Below are 20,639 nucleotides of genomic sequence, written 5' to 3'. Positions count from 1 at the left end.
ATGAGTGCAAAAATCAGATAGTAATCTCAAAATATCTACTGTCTAAAAATTATTTTCTCTTTAAAGCATTGAAATACTTGACAATTGGTAGAAAACAAAGACTTACTAAAAATACAGTAAGTCCTTTCCATTTCTTGAGTTTACTCATAGCGGACCATAACAGCAAAGGCATTTTCGCCTGAATGTGTTTGAATAATAGATCCAGTTTCTAAAACAGCAATCTCTTTTTCAACATGAGGCTGCAGCTTATCACGGAAACGATTTGCCAGTTCATTGGTTCCAGCGTAAGAAATGCCAATCTCAGCAATTTTACGGTCTCCAATTTCAGAAATAAAGTCATCTAGCCATTTGGTGAAGACCTTGGCACCACGACCTCTTCTGATAGTGTCCAATTCGTGATTTTGCATTTCAAGCATGATGTGAACATTCAAAAGGGAGCTGAAAATTCCTGTAACACGGCTAATACGGCCACCCTTAACCAGATTTTCCAAAGTTGAAACGCCCATGTAAAGCTCCGTTTTTTGACGCACTTCTTCGATACGAGCTAGAACATCTTCTAAACTAGCGCCAGCTTTTGCCAGCTTAGCCGCTTCAACTACTTGGAACTTCATAGCCTGATCCGTAAAGCTAGAATCGATAATAGTTGCTGGAGCACCAGCAATATTTGCCCCCTGACGAGAAGCTTCTACTGTCCCTGAGAGTGAATGTGTGATATGGATAGCAACAATATGCTCTGCACCTTCTTCAAGCAAACGTTCATAGTTTTCAGCAAAGAGTCCCACAGGTGGTTGGCTCGTTTTAGGTAGATTTTTAGCAGCCTTCATCAATGCCAAAAATTTCCCTTCCTCTTTCAAATCTGCATCTGAGTAAAGGGTTCCATCAATCATAACCGATAGGGGAACAACTGTGATATCCAATTCCTCAACCAATTCTGGTTCAATCGTTACAGAAGAATCTGTAATAATCTTGATTTTACTCATATTTTTTCCTACTTCTAATTATCTTTCTCTCAGAAGATCACAAGTTCTTATCAGCTTGGTAACAGCTTTCTGAGAGAATGGTCTATTTCCTTACTATTCTAACACCCTTTAAGAAATAAAGCAAAGCATTGACAAGCAAAAACTACCAAACAGAGATAGCTTGTCTGTTCAGTAGTCATTCTTCTTATTTTTTCAATAGCTGACGCGCCTGACTGAGAGCTGCTTCTGTCACATCATCACCAGCCAACATCTTAGCAATCTCTTCAACACGCTCTTCATGACTCAAAAGACGAACACGTGAGACCGTTGAATTCTCATTACTCTCTTTAGAGATGAAAAATTGATAGTCTGCGATAGCGATAACCTGTGGCAGGTGAGAAATGGCGAGCACTTGACCATGACTTCCGATTTTATGGATCTTTTGGGCAATGGCTTGCGCAACACGGCCAGAAACACCTGTATCCACCTCATCAAAGACAATACTAGTCTTGTCTTCCTTACGTGAAAAGGCAGACTTGATAGCCAACATCAATCGTGACAATTCACCACCTGAGGCAACCTTAACAAGTGGTTTAAATCCTTCACCTGGATTGGTTGAGATATAAAATTCAACCTGTTCATTGCCATCTTTACTGAACTTACTCTTGGTGAAGGTCACTTTGAAGTCAGCCTTCTCCATATAGAGCTCAGTCAACTCAGTCTTGATTTCAGACTCGAGCTGCTCTGCTATTTGGTGGCGAGACTGACTGAGGTCAGTCGCTGCCGCTACCAACTGCCCTTCTAAAAGTTTAAGCTCACGCTCCAAAGCATCAGATGACTCGCTGTTGCCAGTCAGGAGATTATACTCCTTACTGATGTTTTCAAAGTAATCCAGAACATCATCAACGCTACCACCATACTTACGGGTAATGCTATTGAGAACATCTAGTCTAGCTTCAATCTGCTGAAGACGACCAGCGTCGAAGTCAAGATCGTCAATGACATCGCCCAGTCGTTTGGTCAACTCTTCCAAGACATAGTAGCTTTCTGACAGACTTTCTGACATCTCCTTGTACTCAGGATCATAGTCTTCCAGAGTCATGAGATCATTCATGGCAGAGCGTAGGTTGGAAAGACTTGAAAAATCTTCATTATCCAGCATGACATAGGCATTGGTAAGAGTATCAGCGATATGCTTATGGTTGAGTAGTTTATCACGCTCTTGGTTAAGGGCTTCGTCCTCACCAGACTTAAGAGCAACCGCTTCAATCTCAGCAATCTGATAATCAAGCATCTCGATACGAGCCTTGTGCTCCTGCTCATTTTTTTGCTTATCTAAAACACGCTTACGTAATTGGCGGTAGGCTTCAAAGGTCTCCTGATAGGTCTTCTTAACAGACCAGAAAGTCTTGTCGCCAAACTCATCCAACATGGCAATATGCATGGCTGGCTTCATCAATTCTTCCTGATCGTGCTGACCGTGGATGTCAACTAGATACTGACCAACTGTCTTGAGAGTCGTCAGATTGACCATTTGCCCATTGATACGACTGATAGAACGGCCATTTTGAAAAATCTCACGGCGAATAATGAGCTCATCCACAAATTCAATCCCATTTTCATCCAAGAGATTGGTCAGGGCTGGGCTGGCTTCAACAGAGAAAAATCCTTCAATCTCAGCCTTTTTAGCACCATGTCGAATAACTTCGACACTAGCACGCGCGCCCAGCATCATATTCATAGCATCGATAATAATGGACTTACCTGCACCAGTCTCACCTGTGAGGACGGTCATGCCATTCTCAAAATTGAGGGAAATTTCCTCGATGATGGCAAAATTCTTAATGGAAATTTCTAATAGCATTTTTTACCTCCGCTTAACGCGCAGCCTTACGCCACTGCTCAAAATTTTCTCTCAAAAAGCTAGCAGTCTCAACTGATTTAGCAATCAAGAGCAGGCTATCATCATCTGAAATCAAACTGAAAAGATCATCTTTAAACTCTTCCAAAATCAGACGTTTCAAGAGACGACTATTTCCTGGAACGATAGACAAGTTTATCATATGCTCCAAGCCAGCAATCTCTTCTGAAACTTCCAAAATATGGTCACAAGCCTGTTGGAGTGGGGTCATAAACTTGCGGGCTGTTTCTTTTGACAGACCATAGATGTACTTGCCAGAATCGCTTGGAACCTTGATGATTCCAATAGCATTGATATCACGGGAAATCGTTGCCTGCGTGGCTTTCAAACCTTCTGCTTCTAGCAATTGAACCAATTCATTCTGGGTTTCAATCTCATTTTCCAGAACGATTTTACGAATCAATTCTAAACGCTCATTCTTCTTCATTCTTCTTAAATTCCTTGTGTGCTTTTTCTACAATTTCTGTGATTTGCTCAGTGACTTGATTTTCTGCGTCAGCTGATTTTTCCAAAAGCGCCAAAAACTCAATGTTTCCGTGGCCACCTTGGATAGGAGAAAAATCAAGTCTCCTAACTGTAAATCCGTAATCCACAGCGAAAGCTGTCACGGTTTTTAGGACCATTTCATGGACAGCAGCATCCTTGATGATTCCATTTTTGCCAATCTGCTCACGCCCCGCCTCGAACTGAGGTTTAATCAGAGCGACCACCTGACCGCCATCAGCAAGAACCTTGACTAGCGCTGGCAGAATCAGATTGAGTGAGATAAAACTCACATCGATAGAGGCAAATGAAGGCTGTCCTTCTGTGAAATCCTCTAATTCAGCATAGCGGAAATTATACTGTTCCATAGAGCGGACACGCTCATCTTGACGCAATTTCCAGACCAGCTGATTGGTGCCGACGTCGACAGCGTAAACCAACTTGGCACCATTTTGCAACATGACATCCGTAAAACCACCAGTTGAGGCACCGATGTCGATCGTCGTCTTGTCCGCAACAGATAAGTCAAAGACCTGCAGGGCTTTTTCTAATTTGAGTCCGCCTCGGCTAACATATTTGAGTTTTTCACCTTTGAGTTTGAGCTCGGTAGCGTCATCAATTTTTTCACCTGGTTTATCATAGCGCTCACCATTGATAACATTAACCACCAGACCAGCCATAACACCACGTTTGGCTTGCTCTCTGGTATCAAAAAGTCCCTGTTTATAAGCTAAAACATCCACTCTTTCCTTAGGCATGGAGTCGCAACCTTTCTATTACTTGAAAAATTTGACTAGGCTCAAAGTCTTGGCTTTGGCTTAGATTTTGGAAAATAGCTGTCGCCTGATTGAGACTATCATCAAGAACCACATAAGACTGGTCAAGACCCAAGAGGGCTGGATAAGTTGATTTTTCAGCCAACAAGTCCTTCTGAGGAGTTTTTCCTAGCTCTTCAAAACTAGCTGTCACATCCAAAATATCATCGCGTACCTGGAAGGCATGACCGATCAGCATACCAGCAACCGTCAGCTGACTGATGACTTGCTCAGATTGCTCTGCAATGATTCCAGCTGCCGTAAAAGGGAAGGTCAAAAGGCGACCTGTCTTGTTAGCATGAATGCTAGCCAACTGTTCCAAATTAAGCGCCTGTCCCTCGCCCTTCATGTCCAACATCTGACCTCCAACCATACCAAATGTTCCTGAAGACTGAGACAAGAGTTGAACCAGACGGACAATAATCTCCGCCTTCAAATCAGCCCTAGCCAAAAGATCAAAAGGATCTAGGAAAAGCGAATCCCCTGCCAAGATAGCAGTCGCTTCATCAAATTTCTTATGGTTGGTCAGACGACCACGACGGTAGTCATCATTATCCATAGCAGGCAGGTCATCATGAATCAGACTACCAGTATGAATCATTTCAAGACTAGCCGCCACATCCAGATGAGCCTGATTTAGCTCAAGACCAAAACCCTCTAGCAAGTCCAAAAGAATCAGGGGGCGAATACGTTTTCCACCTGAATCCACTGAATAAAGAATAGAGGTAATCAAATCCTCAGACACTGTCTCATGTGTCTCCTTATAGTAGCGACGAATCGCTTCATCAATCAGTCCTAATTTATCCATTAAGCATCCATTTCTGTCTCACTACCGTCAGCCTGCATGACCTTAACCAAGGTCTTTTCAGCTTCTTCCAAGGTTTTCTGCAAGTCTTTTGACAAGACCATCCCTTTTTGGAACTCAGACAAAGCTTCCTCCAAGGCAACATCGCCTGTTTCTAACTTGGCTACGATGGCTTCCAAGTCCTGCAAGTTTTCTTCAAATGTTTTTTTATCTGACATCTTTTACCTCAACTTCTAAACGACCATCCTTGAGTTCAACCTCAAGCAGGTCGCCTTTTTGCACATCCATAGTCGATGCGATGACTTTTTGATTTTTTGTAAGCATGGCATAGCCACGCGCAATGATTCGACTGGTATCTAGTGACAAAAGCGCATCCTGAGCCTTCTCAAAGCGCGCCAGCTTATTGTCATAGAGATTAGCCGTATTTGACTTGAGCAGGCGCTCTTGCACCTGCAAGCGCTCCTGATAACGGTCAAGCTTGCTTGAAAGATCCACCGCCAATAAGCGATGACTGAGCAGAGCTTCCTTTTGCTTAGCCTGACTAAATCTAGTCTCCATCAGACTGGTCAAGCGTTGAGTCAGATGGTCAATCTTCTGAACATGACCATCATAGAGTCGCTCAGGCTGTCTGAAAATAACACTATTGGTCAGTTTAGCCAGTCTTTCTTCTTGCAGTTGAAGGCGGCGAAGGCTTGCCTGATAGATTCTATTTTGCCGCTCTGCAATCCAAGAGATAATATCTGCCTTGGTAACAGGTGTCGCTAGCTCTGCTGCCGCTGTCGGTGTGGCTGCTCTGCGATCACTGGCGTAGTCCGCCAAAGTCGTATCCGTCTCATGCCCGACACTGGAAATCACGGGCAAACGACTTTCAAAAATCGACTGAACGACAATCTCCTCATTGAAAGCCCAGAGGTCCTCAATAGAGCCTCCACCACGCCCAACAATCAGCAAATCCAAATCGTCACGCTGATTAGCAGTCGCAATATTTGCCGCAATCTCTTGAGCAGCACCATCGCCCTGCACCTTAGTTGGAAAGAGCAAAATCTCCACACCAGGAAAACGACGACTGACCGTCGTAATAATATCTCGAATAACTGCTCCGCTTGGACTGGTAATGACACCAATTTTTTTGACAAATTGAGGCAGAGCTTGCTTATGACGCTCTTCAAAATAACCAGCCTCAGTCAGTTTTTTCTTGAGTTGTTCAAATTGGACAGCCAAGGCACCAATACCATCTGGCTCAGCCTTTTCAATAATAATGGAATAAGAACCACCTGGCTCGTAGAGCTGGATGCGACCAACCACGTTGATCTTCATCCCTTCTTCCAAATCGAAGCCCAGCTTTTTAAAAGCACCTGCCCACATGGTCGCCTGAATAACAGCACCCTCATCCTTAAGCGAAAAATACTGATGACTAGGACGACGACGGAAATTGGAAACTTGACCTGTCAAATAAACCCTCTCCAAATAAGGATCTCGGTCAAACTTCATCTTCAAATATTTGGTCAAAGTTGAAACTGATAAATAATCCGACAAGTGATTTTCCTTTCTAAAACATGATACAAAGCCCGTAAATACAAGCAAGAAATTCTATCTGTTACGATTTAAATCTTAAATTTCTTTGTTTTTAACAATCATTTTTATTATATCAAAAAATAGCTTAAAAAGTTGCTTAGGACTATCAAAAGACAAGGGAGAATTTCTATTCTTGAAGCAAAGTCAATATGTTATAATAACTAAAAGAATCAAGGAGCATTTTATGATTGGACTTGGAACGCTTATTAATACTATTGCTATCTTAGCTGGAGGCATTTTCGGTAATCTTTTTGGCCATCTTTTGACAAATAAAATACAAGAAGGTCTGCTAAAAGCATCAGGTGTAGCAGTCATTTTTATTGGTATATCAGGAGCACTTCCAGGTCTTCTGACTATCGAATCTCAACAATTAAATAGCGGAAATAGTATGCTAGTTGTTATCAGTCTGACCATTGGTTGCTTAATTGGTGAGCTTTTAGATATTGAGGGGCAATTTGAAAAATTTGGTCAGTGGTTAAAACAAAAGACTGGCAATAGCAAAGACAGTCAATTTATTACAGCCTTCGTAACAGCTTCCTTAACCGTTTGTATTGGTGCTATGGCTATTGTTGGCGCAATCAATGATGGTATCTTGGGCGACCATACTATCCTTGCAACAAAGAGCATTCTAGACTTTATCATTATTTTAGTGATGGCTACTAGTCTTGGTAAAGGTGCCACATTCTCTGCCATTCCTGTCTTTTTATTCGAAGGTAGTATCACTCTTCTGGCTCGCCTACTTCAGCCTTTAATGACCACTGCAGCTCTTGCCAATATCTCTTTGATTGGCTCTATCTTGATTTTCTGCGTTGGCATCAACCTCATTTGACCTGGTAAAATCAGGGTCGCAAATCTCCTACCCGCCATTCTCATCGCCATCATTGCTAGCTATTTATAGACTAAAAGAACTTGACCAGAAGCCAAGTTCTTTTTACTTTCTCTCACCTGTCACAAACATAGTGAAGATTGCTGTGACGACTTGCTCATCGTCTTGATTGCTGATTGAGACATTGACAACCTTGGTCGTACGACCATTGTGGACACATTTTCCTTCCACGCGCAAGCTATCTCCCAGATGCCCTGCCTTAAGATAATTGATATTAGACTGCAGCGTCACCGCCTCATAGCCAGTCGAAATAGCCACAAGCCCAGCCAACTGGTCGCAAAGCGTAAACAGATAGCCACCATGAGCATTGCCATAGTAATTGAGCGAACTTTGAACCACATCCGTCGTCAAAACCACGTGACCGTCTGCCATCTTTTCCAGCCTATAATTTTCAAAAATTGTGATTGGTTCTAAATGAAATTCTTCCATTTTCTTCCTTTCTTTTGGGTAAATAGCAAAGCTTTCAGCCTATTTTTGATTGTCATCAAAGTTCTGTCTTTTTCTTTCATAGTCTGCTAGCTGCGCCTGCCAATTCTCCTTGTCCTTATCAGTGATTGGTCGAATGACACGACAAGGATTTCCAGCCGCAATGCAATCATCAGGAATATCCTTTGTCACAACCGAACCTGAGCCGATGACCACATTATTTCCAATTGTCACGCCAGGATTGATAACCACATTGCCACCAATCCAGACATCATTACCGATGCTGACAGGCTTAGCGTATTCATATTCCAGATTACGCACCGCAGCATCGATAGGATGACCAGCTGTGTAGATACTGACATGCGGTGCCAGAAAGACATTGTCACCGAAGGTAACCTCATTTTCATCAAGGATAGTCAAACCTGTATTGGCATAAAAATGCTTTCCAAAACTGATACGGTTACCGTGGTCAAAATAAACTGGTGCTGTTAAGACCATATCCTCAGGCGCACGCTTAAAACACTGGCGCAGATTATCAAGTGCTGTCCTATCACGCCAAAAGTCTGATGCATTAAAAGCCTTCTGCGCTTCATGGACCTTATCCCAAGACTCCCCACCCACACGGAAAGGATGATAAAGTTCTTGAGCCATCATACGATCCCATTCAAATTGATTTACCATAAGCCACCTCACTTTTCTTACATTATATCAAAAAACATACTAAGATTAGTAGTGAGGAAATCTCCGACGGGAGAGAGTACTCACTACTTTTTCTTTGTGTTAAAGTAGAGGTGTCTTGTTAAGTCGTGGGGCTTTTTGGCACTTGATGTCGTACAAAAAACTGGCAAGGCACCTGTTTTTGAACACGCCCTAAAAACTCGGAATTTAGATAGAATATCTTGTATGCAAGCATACTACGCTACTCTCCTAAAATTCAGTCGTTTTTTTACGGGCTTTGTATCATGGTTTTAGTTAGAATTTTATCAAAGTATGTGGGACGCTAGACGTCGTGTATTGAAAATGAAATCACTAAAATAAGGTATCATTCAAGACGAAAGAGGTAATATGATGCGAGCAGTATTTGGAATTGATGTGAGTAAAGCAAGTTCAGAAGTAGCTATTCTGGTCAACGGTGAAAAGGTTCATGGCTACACCATGCCCAATGATGCCATCGGATTTTCTCGTCTCTTGGACGACCTGAAAACCGTCCATGCCCCTGAGATTATCTTCGAAGCGACAGGGGTCTATTCTCGCCGTCTCCAAGCTTTTTTTGAGGATAATGGGTACGCCTATACACGTCTAAACCCTTTAGAAGCTAAGAAGCAACTAGATAGCTTGCGTGTTCGTAAAACAGACAAAATTGACGCTGAAAAGCTAGCTCAAACTCAGTTTGTGCTAAATCGTAAACCGACTTATGTACAAGAAGAAGTCTATCAACATCTGCGTGATTTGAGTCGCTTCTATCAGAATCTGACAGAGGATATTGTTCGAGCTAAGAATCGTCTCCACAAGGTCTTACAGGTCACTTTTCCTGAGCTTGAAAGTATCTTATCAACGCCAACTGGAGAACAATACTGGAATCTCGTCATGACTTTCCCCTGCAAGGATTTGGTCTTAGAGTTAGAGCAAGACGTCTTAGAAGATATGATCAGAAACTCAACATCAAAACGCATTTCAGATAAACGTGTAGCTTATTTAGCTGATAAACTAGTTGAACTGGCTAATCAGTCTTATTGTGCAGTCAAGAGAACCTCTCCCATCATGGAAGAGGTGCGTTACTATGCACAAGAACTGCTCACACTTTCTGAACGCAGACAAGCCATTTTAGACAAGATGGTTAGCCTAGCTCAGTCATTGCCTGAATATGAGATTCTCTTATCTATCCCTGGTATTGCGGAAGCTACAGCGACCTCTATTATTGGCGAACTTGGTGACATTCGTCGTTTTCAGTCTGCTAATCAGATTAACGCCTTCATTGGTATTGACCTCAGACACTATGAATCTGGTAATTTTCTAGCTCAGGAACACATCACAAAACGTGGGAATCCTTATGCTAGAAAGATTCTGTTCAAGTGTATTCACAACATTGCTTCTGCTAGTCATAACAATCCTTGTCATATCGCAGACTTCTATGAGAAACGCAAAAGGCAATCGCAAACGGCTTCAACCAAGCCACATACGATTGCCTCTATACATCGTCTCATTCGGACAATGTATTACCTCATTAGGCATAACAAACTTTACGACTATAACTTAGCCAAAAGTCAGTAAAGTCTTATGCTCTATCATTGTAACACCTTATCAAATTTTTTCAATATAAGGTGTTGATTTTGTGTACCCTTTTTAAGATAAATGAGTGAAAAAATCAGACAGTAACTTCAAAATAGCTACTGTCCAAAAATTATTTTCCCTTTAAATCATTGAAATACTTGACAAATGGTAGAAAACAAGCCCAGTTGATGACTGAGCTCCTTATTTTTCTAACTAACCTTCTCTACTTTTTCTGTAGTAGTGCTAATCTTTTTCTCCTTCTTATGACCTTCTCTACGATTGAGGCTTTCCTTATATTCACTACGAATACTCTCTAAAATCTTAGTTAGAGGATTCAGTTCTGCTAGTGGACTGACAGTTTGAACGATTTCAAGGTAATCGCAAAGACGACGGTAAGCAATTTCTAACTCTAGTCTGACCTCTCTCTTGTTATTAGTCACACGATTTGCCTTAACCTCCGCTCTTTTTAAATAAAGATTGTAAAAATCTGCCTGAGACTGCCTCAAGTTTTCAATCTGTTCTCCCAACACTAGCAATTTACTCGATTCCTTATAAGGAGCCTTCGATAGTCTATCCAACAAGCTAGTCAGCTCTGCTGTTTTCTTCTCATAGTCAAGAGAGCTAACGCCTTTATATTGCTCAAAGAGGGATGACAAAGACTTGACAGCCTCTTGTTTATTAGACTGACGGCTATTTTTATAAAGCTTAATACTAGCAAATAACGAGGACAAATCATCATTTCTCAGCTTATCAGCCGCTTTCAAAGATGAGGCAATATCTGATTTGACCTCCTCTTTAAGAAGAGTTCCCAGACTTGGAACTAACTGTCGTAAACGAATGATTAATGTTGAAATAACTCTATCATTCTCAAGATTTAACTGACTTTTATCAATAAGATTCAAGCTAGTTGAGGCAAGCTGGTACATTTCTGTATTTGATAATTTTCCTAAAGATAGTTTTGTAAATGAAATTGTCATAAGATAACCTTCTTTCCATATGTAGTCATTTATAATATTCGAAAGACAAGTCAAAAAATCATCTTTTTCGGGAAAAATTTTTCTTTTTTAGCAAAAAATCGTTTTTTATCTTTATCGTTCGGCTTTTTAAATCAAAATCTCATTTTTCGGTTTATCTGAAAATAAGTCAACTTAGAATTTCAAATTTCAAACTAAAACGTTCGTATTTTTTGATAAAATTCCAAATTTCATCTCAAACAAAGCATAGATTAGATTAAAAAATGGAAATTTACACTAAAACTAAACTTAGATAAAGAAAAAGACCCTACTTAAATTAGTACCTTGTTTGATACAGTAAGGAGAGTCATTTTTCCTAATATTCCATTCTTTTAAAAAATTTCAAGCTCAAGAAAACTAATAGACTAGCATAAATAAGAGTTACGAGAGTCGATGTTCCTAATGATACTGCTAGACTTCCTCCGTCATACAAAAAGTTCACATCTCTTCTAGGAAATAGCCATGAGAAACCCAAGACACCTGCAATCGCTGAACCAATTGAATAAACAAAGGAAAATGTCATAGTTACACCGACTCCTTTATAAAGAGAGAGACAAGCAGCAAGTAAGACAGAGACTATCATATCGAAAATACCTGTCAAGACAGTATGAATAAAAGCTGTATTTGATGTTGGATCAATATGATCCCAGAAGGTCATGGTTGCATAGTCCATGTGCCCGATACGGATGTAATAATAAAAACACATGATAAGTAAGAAAAGCCCCATATACATCACAATAATCATAAAAAGACTAAGCAGTTTCGCTCCTAGGATTGACCGACGATTGATATCCTTATAGAGGAACATGGTATGACTATCCACTTCACCACGAAAAACTGTAAAAGTCAGATAGAAAAGTGCCAAAGTGGGTAAAATAAAACTAACAGATGCATCAAATATGAGAGAACTAATAGCAACATAGGACATTAGGTATCCATCATACACAGTCGGTACCATAAAGTTTGACCCTTTTGGTGCAAATGTCGTTGCAAAAAATAGTGTTGGAAAAAGAATGGCAAAGGCAAGGAAGATTTTTGTTTCTTTTCTCTTCCAAACACTTTCAAAAACAGGTGTAAAGATTGATAGCATGGTCTTACTCTCCTTGGCTAAAGATTTCTTTTAGATGATTTTCTTTGACTTGAATGTGGTTGATAAGGTTTTGACTCGCCAGATAAGCAAGGACTTGATTCAGTTCTTCTGAGCTTGCTTGTGTTGAAATATCTAGGATATTCTCCTTAAGTGTAATCTGCTCAGACAGATAGTTAGCTAAGATTACCTCATCTACTTGGCTATTCAGCTCAATCAAGACACTTGGTGCTGACTGTCCATCAAATTCATCAGCCAACTGACCTTTTTCAATATAAATATAACGTTCACAAAGTGCCTCAAGCTCACCTAACTGGTGACTAGAAATCAACATGGAAATATTGCGTTCCTGAGACCATTTTTTGAGAATATCAATCAATTTCTGCACACCAATCGGGTCTAGTCCTACAAACGGTTCATCAAGAATCAAAAAGTCTGGTTCCGCAACCATGGCAATGGCTAGAGCCGTTCTCTGCTTCATTCCGAAAGAGAAACCTTTGGGCTTACGGTTACGAGCCTCCCAAAGTTCCAAAAGTTTGAGTGTCGTTTCGATATTTGGATAAAGGTCAGTCTTTCCATGCAATTTGAGATAAAATTTTAGATTATCAACAACAGACATTTCTGGATAAAAAACTGGGTCAATCATGATACCGAAATCTTTGAGCAAATTATCAGCTGTGTGAATATCAACACCGTTATAGGTAATCGTTCCTGAGCTTGGTTTGAGCGATTTTGCCATCAATTTCATAAGTGTTGACTTACCAGCACCATTTTTTCCGATAAGTCCGACAATCTCACCTTTTTTAATCTCTAAATTAACATCTTTAAGTGAATAAAAGTCATTTCCAGCAAATTGTTTTGATAAATTTTTAATAGTCAACATATTTTTTTCCTCTGATTAAAATTCAATTTTGTTAAAGTTTTTACGAGCTGATAGGTAGCCTAAACCGATATAAAGTAGCGTTAGACCAAGGCTGATAATAAGGAGCAAACCAAATGGCATGCTTGACACTAGCTTAGTCGGATAGGAGTTTGGGAAGAGATAGCGAATGCCATTTAACATTGGAGCAGTCATGGCAAAGAGATTATAAAGAATACCTGCTAAGACAGCCACTAAGGTACTACGCTTGATAGACAGAGCAGCCGTTAGCACGATTAAAATCAAATGATTTCCAGCAATGGTTATAAGATAAAGGAAACTACTGCCTACGCCTTTACTTGGCAATAAGTGAAAACCATACTGAGGTACAATGTAAAAGAAATAGGTTACAAGAGCTACAAGACTAGTAGCTAGCGCATAAATAGCATAAACTGCAAATAGACTAAGTAGTTTAACATTTACGATTTTAGAACGCTTGATGTCTTTGTAGAGAAAGAGAATCCCTGAGCTAATCTCATCACGAAAGACCGATGAAACGATTAATCCAATCATCAAGGATGGCAAAATCAACAAATATTGCAACTCCAACATAGAAAGCAAAAAACTAAAGAGACTATTGGTTCCTGAATCACTCATTTGCGCATCCATCACACCTGAAAGCCCAGGAAGAATAAGAGGTAAGAGACTGAATGCCAAGAGAATTTTGACATCTCGTCTTTTAAAAACTGAAGTGAAGACTGATGAAAATAAAGTCATTTTATTTCTCCTTGTGAGATTCTTTGTATTTCTTACAAGACTCAGTATAGCTAAAAACAGACAAAAACCGTTCACGATATCATGAACGGTTCTTCTTCTGTTATGAATGGTAAATCTTAATCGTCGATTTTCAACTCTTGGCTAAACAAATAGTTTCTACTCCTAGTTGCTAGACTTGCCTGTGGGTATTTTCCTAAAATCTCCCTGACATTAGCTAGACCGATTCCACGGTCTGCTCCTTTGCTCGATTGTCCATACTTGAAAATATCTTTTGTTGCAATCTTATCTTTTGCTGTGCTATTTTCAATAATAAGAACTCTAGCTGAGCCCTCTTTAAAGTAAGCAAGTGTCAGCCGAGGTTTTGTGGCTTCTTCTGCTGCTTCGATAGCATTATCTAGGAAGATAGATAGAATCGTTACCATATCTAGAAGATCAATCTTTGGGGCATCAATCAGTTCAGGAATTTCAACTGTAAGAGAAATCCCTCGATTTTGAGCTTCGATAAGTTTAGCTGAAATAAGAGATTTCATGGCATCATTTTGCAGATTGGAGAGATTGGCAATATCATACTTGCTATCATAGAAACGTTTGTCACTACCTGCAATCACAGTTTCATAAACTGACTTGACCTGTCCCATGTCCTCCTCTTGAATCGCTTGATTGAGACTGACCAAGACATTGGTATAATCATGTCGAAATGACCGAAGCTCCTTATAGAGAGACTCAACATGCTTGCTATAAGAAGATAAAGAGCGAATCTGTTGTTCCTTACTCTCTTCTAGTTCCTTGTCTAGAATCTCTTTCATTTTAAAGTTGAAGTAAAGAATACTGCCGATAAAAATAAGAACTTGTGTCAACATTAAATCAACAGAAATTTCTGTATTAGCTAGTTTTAAAGTAAAAGAAAGCTCCTGCTGATCTCCACTTGCTACTAAAATAGCATGAAGGACAAGGCTATAAAAGAGCATAGAAGCATTCAAAAGCAAAATCAAACCCTTAAACTCAGGATAGTTAAAAATACGTTTGATATTGGCAATATCAACCCTCAAAATCTTGATAAAGAGATAGTAAAAGATAAGTAACTCAATTTCAGAAATAAGTGAAAAAATTAGCTGCTCTATACTTTCCATCGGAAAGCTATGAATGACAGCCTTCACTTCCCAACTGCCTGTCATTCGCTGAATCACATCAATAAGTGCAAAGGGGAAAAGACAGTAAAAGAGATATTGCGACCATCTCCACCTCGGACGCAGATAAAGAGCAATCAAGAAAAGAAAAATGGGCTCTAGATAGAGAATCCTATTTCCAACAAGTAATGACAGCAATCCAACTAAGCTAGAAGAGATAAGATAGAACTTCCAGCTGAGTTGTTCCTTACTGATTTGCCCGAAGAATAAAAGACGAACAGCAAAATCAAGCGCAAACAAAAAGATTATGGATAGATTTCCAATCATTAATCTGATAACCTCTCAATCAACCCTTTCACTTTCATCCTTGAGACAAAACAAGTCTCATCTTCGGAGAAATAAACAGTATTGGTCTTCTTATCTAGACGAGTGATATTTTGAGGATTGACAACAAAAGCACGATGGCTCTGATAGAGTCTCTCATCCGCCTTAGCAATCTCAGAAACCTTACCATAAAATTCTAACTGACCATCTTTGGTATGTAAAATGACCTTGTGAACAGTTGGAGAAGTTTCAAAATAGAGAATATCAGAGAAAGGTACCTGTACATGAGCCTGATCTGTCTTAAAATTGAAAGAATCACTAGCAACCGTTTGATTGACATTGTCAAAAGCATAGCTCAACACTGAAGAAACAGTTTCTTGAAAGGCTTCACCTGACAATCCCTTATCGATAAAATCCAGAGCTGAAACTCGATAACGATAGGTTACAGGCATAAATTCTGAGTGTGTCGTTACAAAGACAATATTAGCATGGGCATCTCGCAAGCGAATCTCACGCGCAATCTCCATTCCCTTTTGCTCCTCACCCTTGATTTCAATATCCAAAAAGAAAAGATTATGATTTCCCTTTTCAGAGATAGCATCCAGCAACTGCTGAGGTTTTCCAAAAATTTCCAATCGACGATAATTTTTTCCTGACTCCTTGATAAATTCTGCGATGGCATTTTCAAGCCTAGTCTGTTGTAAAAAATCATCTTCTAAAACATAAATTGATAACATATTTTCACCATTTATTAGTTGAGAACAACCATTGATGACTGATTGCCCTTAACAGCACTTATTTCTCCTATACTTGATAGCGTTAATCTCCAAGACCCTCATAAGAAAGGAAAAAGATGTTCTACCTTATAAAAAATCAAAAATCCCCATCAAAGATATATCACTATCTTGTCAAAATATTTCAAGAAGCAGGTATCTCCCTAATGCAAGTCTCTGAAGAAAAACTAGGTACTAATTCCCAAATAATTAACACCTATTTTATCATAAATGACAGTCATTTTACAAAGAGCAGAGACCTTAAACTAATGACTCACATTAGAGAAAAAGAAAAACTTGCTAAGCTTATCTATCTGACCGTTCATCCGAATTATCAACTACTCTATCGTAGTCATTTATCACTTTTGGCTGTTATTGATTTGGAAAATACGCAGAGCTGGCAAGATTTGGCTCATCTTATCTCAGATTTTCTATTAGACATCAAAAAAGAGCTTGACTAAGCAAACTCTTCTTTATTTTTCTCTATTCCACTGACTTGAGCGCTTCGAGCATATCCACTTTTCTAAGGGTATGGTTAACAAACCAGCCGAGGACGATGAGGATAAGTGTGATGGCTAGGATTGGTACAAGATAAACATAATAGTCAACGCTAGGATTGAACATGATGCTGTCTGAACCAATCATGGATAGAATGACTTTATGAAGTCCAAAACCTCCTAGTAACCCTGTCAGAATACCGACTAGAGAAAGGACAATGGTCTCACGATAGATATACATGGTGACTTCCTTGTTGTGGAAGCCCAATACCTTGATAGTTGAGAGTTCACGGAGTCGCTCTGCGACATTGATATTGGTCAAGTTATAAAGGATAACAATGGCTAAAACGACTGATAAGACTACTAGGATTAACATAACTGACTGCAAAGAGTCTGCGACAGTGTTTAGCTGTTTAATCAGCGAAGTGTTTTGCACAACAGCTGTTACTGCGTCTAAGTCTAAGAAATCTGAGGCAAGATTGTTAATGTTCTTACTTGAACTATCCTTAAGTTTGATTAGATAAGCATTAGCTGAATAGTCGCTTTCTGTAACATCCTCATAGTAAGCCTTGGTCATATAGACAAAGTGTCCTGCATAGAGTTCTGTGATACCAGCCACCTTGACTTTAACTGTCTTATCATTAATGGTCATCTTGATGGTATCTCCGACCTTAGCTCCATAAAGGTCAGCTAATTTTTCAGAAATAACAGCTCCGCTATCCGTCAAGGAAAGATTTTCCTTGCTAGAACGGTCTCTCAATATCATATAATCTGAGATATTCTTGGTCGGTGTGACCATAATAGAGACATCTTGGTCGCTACCGTTTAAGGATTGGCTGGTAGAAATGTATTGAACTGCTTGGCTCTGCTTGATCTTGCTAGAGCTAAGAGCATCTGACAGTTTGTCTAAATCCGTTTGTGAGCTACTGCTATTTTCAGCCACAATCATGTCATACTTGATCAAGTCTTGGAACTGAGTCGTCGCAACGCCTGAGATGGAAGACTGGATGCCCAGCCCTGCAAAGAGGAGGGCAACCGAGCCCGCCACCCCAAAAATAGTCATGAGCATGCGCTGCTTGTAACGGAAGATATTACGGGCAGTCACCTTGTGGGTAAAGCTGAGGCGCTTCCAGATAAAGGTCAGACGCTCCAAGAGAATCTTTGAACCAGAAACAGGGGGCTTAGCTTGTAAAAGTTGAGCTGGTTTATCACGCAACTCACGACAAGCAACCAAGTAGGCTGGAAGCACCGCTGAAAGAAGTGACAGTACCAAGGCTAAGCCATTCCAGAATGGATAGAAGTAAAGATTTGAAGAGCCAATGACAGAAGAAGCTGCTATAATATTCCCAATCTGAGGAGAGAGTATGACATTTCCTGCTAGAATACCAACCAGAGTACCTGTTAAGCTAGCAGCCAAACCATAGAGAACAAATTTAGCAATAATCTGACGATTAGTGTAACCAAGGGCCTTCAGAATTCCTGCATTGTTACGCTCTTCGTCCACAAATCGTGTCATGGTTGTCAGAGTCACCATTGCTGCGACAATATAAAGCACTACCGGGAAAAGATTACCAACTCCTGAGATACTTGAAGTCGAGCTGTCATAAGTCCGATAGCCTTCTCCTCCTGGCATGCTGGTTCTGGTGTAAGCTGTGTAGGTTGGCTCTGCTAAACTGTCAAGTTCTTTCTGAGCTGTTTCCAAGCTTGCTTTTTGTTCAGATAAGGTCTTCGCTTGCGCTTGAACTTGAGCAAGAAGGCTAGCATTTTGACTTTGCTGAGCTTGTTGAGTGGCGGTCTTCAACTGGTTTTCTGCGCTAGCTAGGTTAGCTTTTTGTTTATCAATCTCAGCCTGCTGTGTGACTTTGATGCTTGCTAGTCGAGCACTGCCATTATCCTCAAGCATATCATCAAGAGCTTCTTGGTGCTTTTCAAGACGACTTTCATAAGTCTGGCTGTAATAGTCAACTCCATCTAGGTCGTCATAGGAGATGCGAGCAATGGTATAAACATCCGAATCAAAGGCTGAAGCGCTAGTTACCGCATAAGCAGTCAAGGTTCCTGTTCCGACTGTCGAAGAGCCTAGGCTACTGCTATCCCAAAGTTCTGACGAATCAACAAAACCTGTGATAGTAAAAGTCGTCTCTTTCAGAATACCATCTGATGACTGAGTGAAGGAAATTTTGTCTCCAACTTTGTAGTCTGATGAGAGGTTTGATGCAAGAGCAATTTCAGTTGATTTCGTCGGCAGCTTACCTGAAACCAGCTTGTATTTAGAGATGGAATCTGTTGCTGAGAAAACACACACTGCATCTGTACTATCCTTGATGGTAACATCTGTCTGATAGCCATACTCAACATCCGCATCTTTGATGCTATCTAGTTCCTTAACATCTGCGCTATCAAGCCCGTAATCAGACATGACAACCATGTCAGCCATATTGTAGGTATTGATGAAAGACTGGGCAGTCTTTTCCATGTTGAGAGGAGTCACTTTGAGTCCAACCAAAGCCATGGAACCAATAGCCATCAAGCTGAAAATAGATAAAAAACGTCCTTTGGATGATGTGAAAGACTGACGAATGTCCTTCCAATAAATACGTTTTGACATAAGACCTCCTAGTATTCCAAGGTCGCAATATCTTGCGGATTGTCATTGACTTGAACCGATTTAACAGTGGCATCACGCATGTGAATCACACGGTCTGCGATTGGCGCAAGCGCCGAGTTGTGGGTCACGATGATAACCGTCGCCCCCTCCTTACGAGACATATCTTGCAAGATTTGAAGGACCTGCTTACCAGTATTGTAATCTAGCGCTCCCGTTGGTTCATCGCAGAGCAGAATTTTAGGTTTCTTAGCCACAGCGCGTGCGATAGAGACACGTTGTTGCTCACCACCTGAAAGCTGCGCTGGAAAATTATTAACTCGCTTGTCTAGACCAACCTTGGTCAAGATTTCCACAGGATCCATAGCATCACTAACGATTTCAGAAGCCAGTTCCACATTTTCCTTAGCTGTCAAATTAGCCACCAAGTTGTAGAATTGAAAAACAAAGCCCACATCATCACGGCGATAGTTGGTTCTCTGATGAGAGTTAAACTGGGCAATATCTGTTCCGTCAATGATAACCTGACCTTCGTCATTGGTGTCCATTCCACCCAAAATATTGAGCATAGTTGACTTTCCAGCACCAGAACTTCCCAGAATAATGACCAACTCTCCTTTTTCAATCTCAAAATTGACATCATTGTTGGCGATAATCTGATTGTCACCTTGACCGTAACGTTTATAAGAATGTTTAACTTCGATGTAAGACATCTTCTTCCCTCCATACTATTGACATTTTTAGCTTTCGATTTATAATAAGACTAAATGAACAACTTGTTGATTATTTTTGATAGATTCTATTATAAAGCATCCCAAAGCAATTGCAATAATCAAAAATAAACAAAGTGTTGATTTAAGGAGAAAACATGACACCAAAAAGACAAACAGGAACCAAAAAACAAATTAAATTAGCTGTCGCTAAATTGTTTCAAGAGAAATCATTTGAAGAAATTTCTGTCACTATGATTTGCCGACAGGCAAATATCAACCGTGGAACTTTTTATCTCCACTATTTAGACAAATTTGATCTTATGGACAAGATTAAAGACGAGACACTAGCAGACATCAAAGCAATCATCACCGACCAAGAAGCTCTTTTCACAAAAAAAGTTATCAACAAAGCTCTGCACTATATAATCGATGATTTTGAATTTATTTTTGCCATTGCCAAGTCAAACTACATTAATTTTCCAGCCTCTATCAGAGAATTTTTAGAAGTACTAATGTCAACAAGCCCTAATACAGACCAAGAGTTGGAAAAACATTACCAAATTCCACTTCATTATGCCAAAATCTCTTATATTGCATCCTTAGAAGCCATCATCAGCGAGTGGATTTCTCGGCTCTATAATTTCTGTAGTGGGTAAATCCACCAAGGAGATTGTAGGGCTTTTTGAATGTAGAAAAAAAGTCCCACATGACTTATAATGAAAA

The 20,639-nt window shown here is 40.1% G+C and carries 20 protein-coding genes and 1 pseudogene; 4 read left to right on the top strand and 17 right to left on the bottom strand.

Annotation, left to right across the window (positions count from 1 at the left end; all coding sequences use genetic code 11):
* Window positions 1-140 precede the first annotated feature (140 nt).
* From JOC28_RS08285 to xseA, 7 genes are all read right to left on the bottom strand, one after another.
* The gene (locus JOC28_RS08285; protein WP_205010228.1) at window positions 141-980 is read right to left on the bottom strand and encodes a DegV family protein; all 840 of its coding nucleotides are present in this window, start codon (window positions 978-980) and stop codon (window positions 141-143) included.
* A 184-nt stretch (window positions 981-1,164) separates the two neighbouring features.
* Entirely contained in the window at window positions 1,165-2,823 is a 1,659-nt protein-coding gene (gene recN / locus JOC28_RS08280) for a DNA repair protein RecN (protein ID WP_205010227.1), read from the bottom strand.
* A gap of 13 nt (window positions 2,824-2,836) precedes the next feature.
* Window positions 2,837-3,307 (bottom strand): arginine repressor, encoded by a 471-nt coding sequence (locus JOC28_RS08275; protein WP_205010226.1) that lies wholly within the window; start codon window positions 3,305-3,307, stop codon window positions 2,837-2,839.
* Complete coding sequence (locus JOC28_RS08270; protein ID WP_205010225.1) at window positions 3,294-4,121, bottom strand: TlyA family RNA methyltransferase; 828 nt, start codon at window positions 4,119-4,121, stop codon at window positions 3,294-3,296. Before JOC28_RS08270 ends, JOC28_RS08275 begins: the two co-directional genes overlap by 14 nt.
* Window positions 4,114-4,986 (bottom strand): polyprenyl synthetase family protein, encoded by an 873-nt coding sequence (locus JOC28_RS08265; protein ID WP_205010224.1) that lies wholly within the window; start codon window positions 4,984-4,986, stop codon window positions 4,114-4,116. The genes JOC28_RS08270 and JOC28_RS08265 overlap by 8 nt, the downstream gene beginning before the upstream one ends.
* The gene (locus JOC28_RS08260; RefSeq protein WP_205010223.1) at window positions 4,986-5,201 is read right to left on the bottom strand and encodes an exodeoxyribonuclease VII small subunit; all 216 of its coding nucleotides are present in this window, start codon (window positions 5,199-5,201) and stop codon (window positions 4,986-4,988) included. Before JOC28_RS08260 ends, JOC28_RS08265 begins: the two co-directional genes overlap by 1 nt.
* A complete protein-coding gene (gene xseA, locus JOC28_RS08255) occupies window positions 5,191-6,519 on the bottom strand; it encodes an exodeoxyribonuclease VII large subunit (RefSeq protein WP_205010222.1) in 1,329 nt (442 codons plus the stop codon). Before xseA ends, JOC28_RS08260 begins: the two co-directional genes overlap by 11 nt.
* A gap of 223 nt (window positions 6,520-6,742) precedes the next feature.
* On the opposite strand from xseA, the pseudogene JOC28_RS08250 reads away from it, so the two are divergent.
* Window positions 6,743-7,456 (top strand): annotated as a pseudogene (locus JOC28_RS08250) (DUF554 domain-containing protein).
* 33 nt (window positions 7,457-7,489) lie between these two features.
* On the opposite strand, the gene JOC28_RS08245 reads toward JOC28_RS08250, so the two are convergent.
* Window positions 7,490-7,873 (bottom strand): PaaI family thioesterase, encoded by a 384-nt coding sequence (locus JOC28_RS08245; protein WP_205010220.1) that lies wholly within the window; start codon window positions 7,871-7,873, stop codon window positions 7,490-7,492.
* Window positions 7,874-7,912: 39 nt separating this feature from the next.
* On the bottom strand, window positions 7,913-8,551 hold the full coding sequence (locus tag JOC28_RS10825; protein ID WP_275582322.1) for a sugar O-acetyltransferase: 639 nt from the start codon (window positions 8,549-8,551) through the stop codon (window positions 7,913-7,915).
* Between the two features lie 387 nt (window positions 8,552-8,938).
* Between JOC28_RS10825 and JOC28_RS08235 the strand changes: the two genes are divergently transcribed.
* Window positions 8,939-10,141 (top strand): IS110 family RNA-guided transposase, encoded by a 1,203-nt coding sequence (locus JOC28_RS08235; protein ID WP_205010229.1) that lies wholly within the window; start codon window positions 8,939-8,941, stop codon window positions 10,139-10,141.
* Window positions 10,142-10,350: 209 nt separating this feature from the next.
* On the opposite strand, the gene JOC28_RS08230 is transcribed toward JOC28_RS08235, so the two are convergent.
* The 6 genes from JOC28_RS08230 to JOC28_RS08205 all read right to left on the bottom strand — a co-directional run bounded on the left by JOC28_RS08230 (window position 10,351) and on the right by JOC28_RS08205 (window position 16,065).
* The gene (locus JOC28_RS08230) at window positions 10,351-11,118 is read right to left on the bottom strand and encodes a DUF6261 family protein (RefSeq protein ID WP_205010219.1); all 768 of its coding nucleotides are present in this window, start codon (window positions 11,116-11,118) and stop codon (window positions 10,351-10,353) included.
* A 352-nt stretch (window positions 11,119-11,470) separates the two neighbouring features.
* A complete protein-coding gene (locus JOC28_RS08225) occupies window positions 11,471-12,244 on the bottom strand; it encodes a hypothetical protein (RefSeq protein WP_205010218.1) in 774 nt (257 codons plus the stop codon).
* Window positions 12,245-12,248: 4 nt separating this feature from the next.
* The gene (locus tag JOC28_RS08220) at window positions 12,249-13,124 is read right to left on the bottom strand and encodes an ABC transporter ATP-binding protein (protein ID WP_205010217.1); all 876 of its coding nucleotides are present in this window, start codon (window positions 13,122-13,124) and stop codon (window positions 12,249-12,251) included.
* 15 nt (window positions 13,125-13,139) lie between these two features.
* Window positions 13,140-13,877 carry a hypothetical protein gene (locus JOC28_RS08215; protein WP_205010216.1) on the bottom strand — a complete coding sequence of 246 codons (738 nt, stop codon included), beginning with the start codon at window positions 13,875-13,877 and terminating at the stop codon, window positions 13,140-13,142.
* Between the two features lie 116 nt (window positions 13,878-13,993).
* Window positions 13,994-15,052, bottom strand: coding sequence for a sensor histidine kinase (locus JOC28_RS08210; RefSeq protein ID WP_239548931.1), 1,059 nt, complete (start codon window positions 15,050-15,052; stop codon window positions 13,994-13,996).
* A gap of 278 nt (window positions 15,053-15,330) precedes the next feature.
* A complete protein-coding gene (locus JOC28_RS08205) occupies window positions 15,331-16,065 on the bottom strand; it encodes a response regulator transcription factor (RefSeq protein WP_205010214.1) in 735 nt (244 codons plus the stop codon).
* A 305-nt stretch (window positions 16,066-16,370) separates the two neighbouring features.
* Between JOC28_RS08205 and JOC28_RS08200 the strand changes: the two genes are divergently transcribed.
* On the top strand, window positions 16,371-16,562 hold the full coding sequence (locus tag JOC28_RS08200) for a hypothetical protein (RefSeq protein ID WP_205010213.1): 192 nt from the start codon (window positions 16,371-16,373) through the stop codon (window positions 16,560-16,562).
* Window positions 16,563-16,584: 22 nt separating this feature from the next.
* On the opposite strand, the gene JOC28_RS08195 is transcribed toward JOC28_RS08200, so the two are convergent.
* Both JOC28_RS08195 and JOC28_RS08190 read right to left on the bottom strand, forming a co-directional pair.
* Complete coding sequence (locus JOC28_RS08195) at window positions 16,585-19,206, bottom strand: FtsX-like permease family protein (protein WP_205010212.1); 2,622 nt, start codon at window positions 19,204-19,206, stop codon at window positions 16,585-16,587.
* 8 nt (window positions 19,207-19,214) lie between these two features.
* The gene (locus JOC28_RS08190; RefSeq protein ID WP_205010211.1) at window positions 19,215-19,916 is read right to left on the bottom strand and encodes an ABC transporter ATP-binding protein; all 702 of its coding nucleotides are present in this window, start codon (window positions 19,914-19,916) and stop codon (window positions 19,215-19,217) included.
* 155 nt (window positions 19,917-20,071) lie between these two features.
* Between JOC28_RS08190 and JOC28_RS08185 the strand changes: the two genes are divergently transcribed.
* Window positions 20,072-20,572 (top strand): TetR/AcrR family transcriptional regulator, encoded by a 501-nt coding sequence (locus tag JOC28_RS08185; RefSeq protein ID WP_205010210.1) that lies wholly within the window; start codon window positions 20,072-20,074, stop codon window positions 20,570-20,572.
* Window positions 20,573-20,639 lie beyond the last annotated feature (67 nt).

This window comes from Streptococcus loxodontisalivarius, assembly GCF_016908645.1.
Taxonomy (GTDB): Bacteria; Bacillota; Bacilli; order Lactobacillales; family Streptococcaceae; genus Streptococcus; species Streptococcus loxodontisalivarius.
Note: the sequence above shows the minus strand (reverse complement) of the source record. Positions and strands in the feature narration are given on the sequence as shown.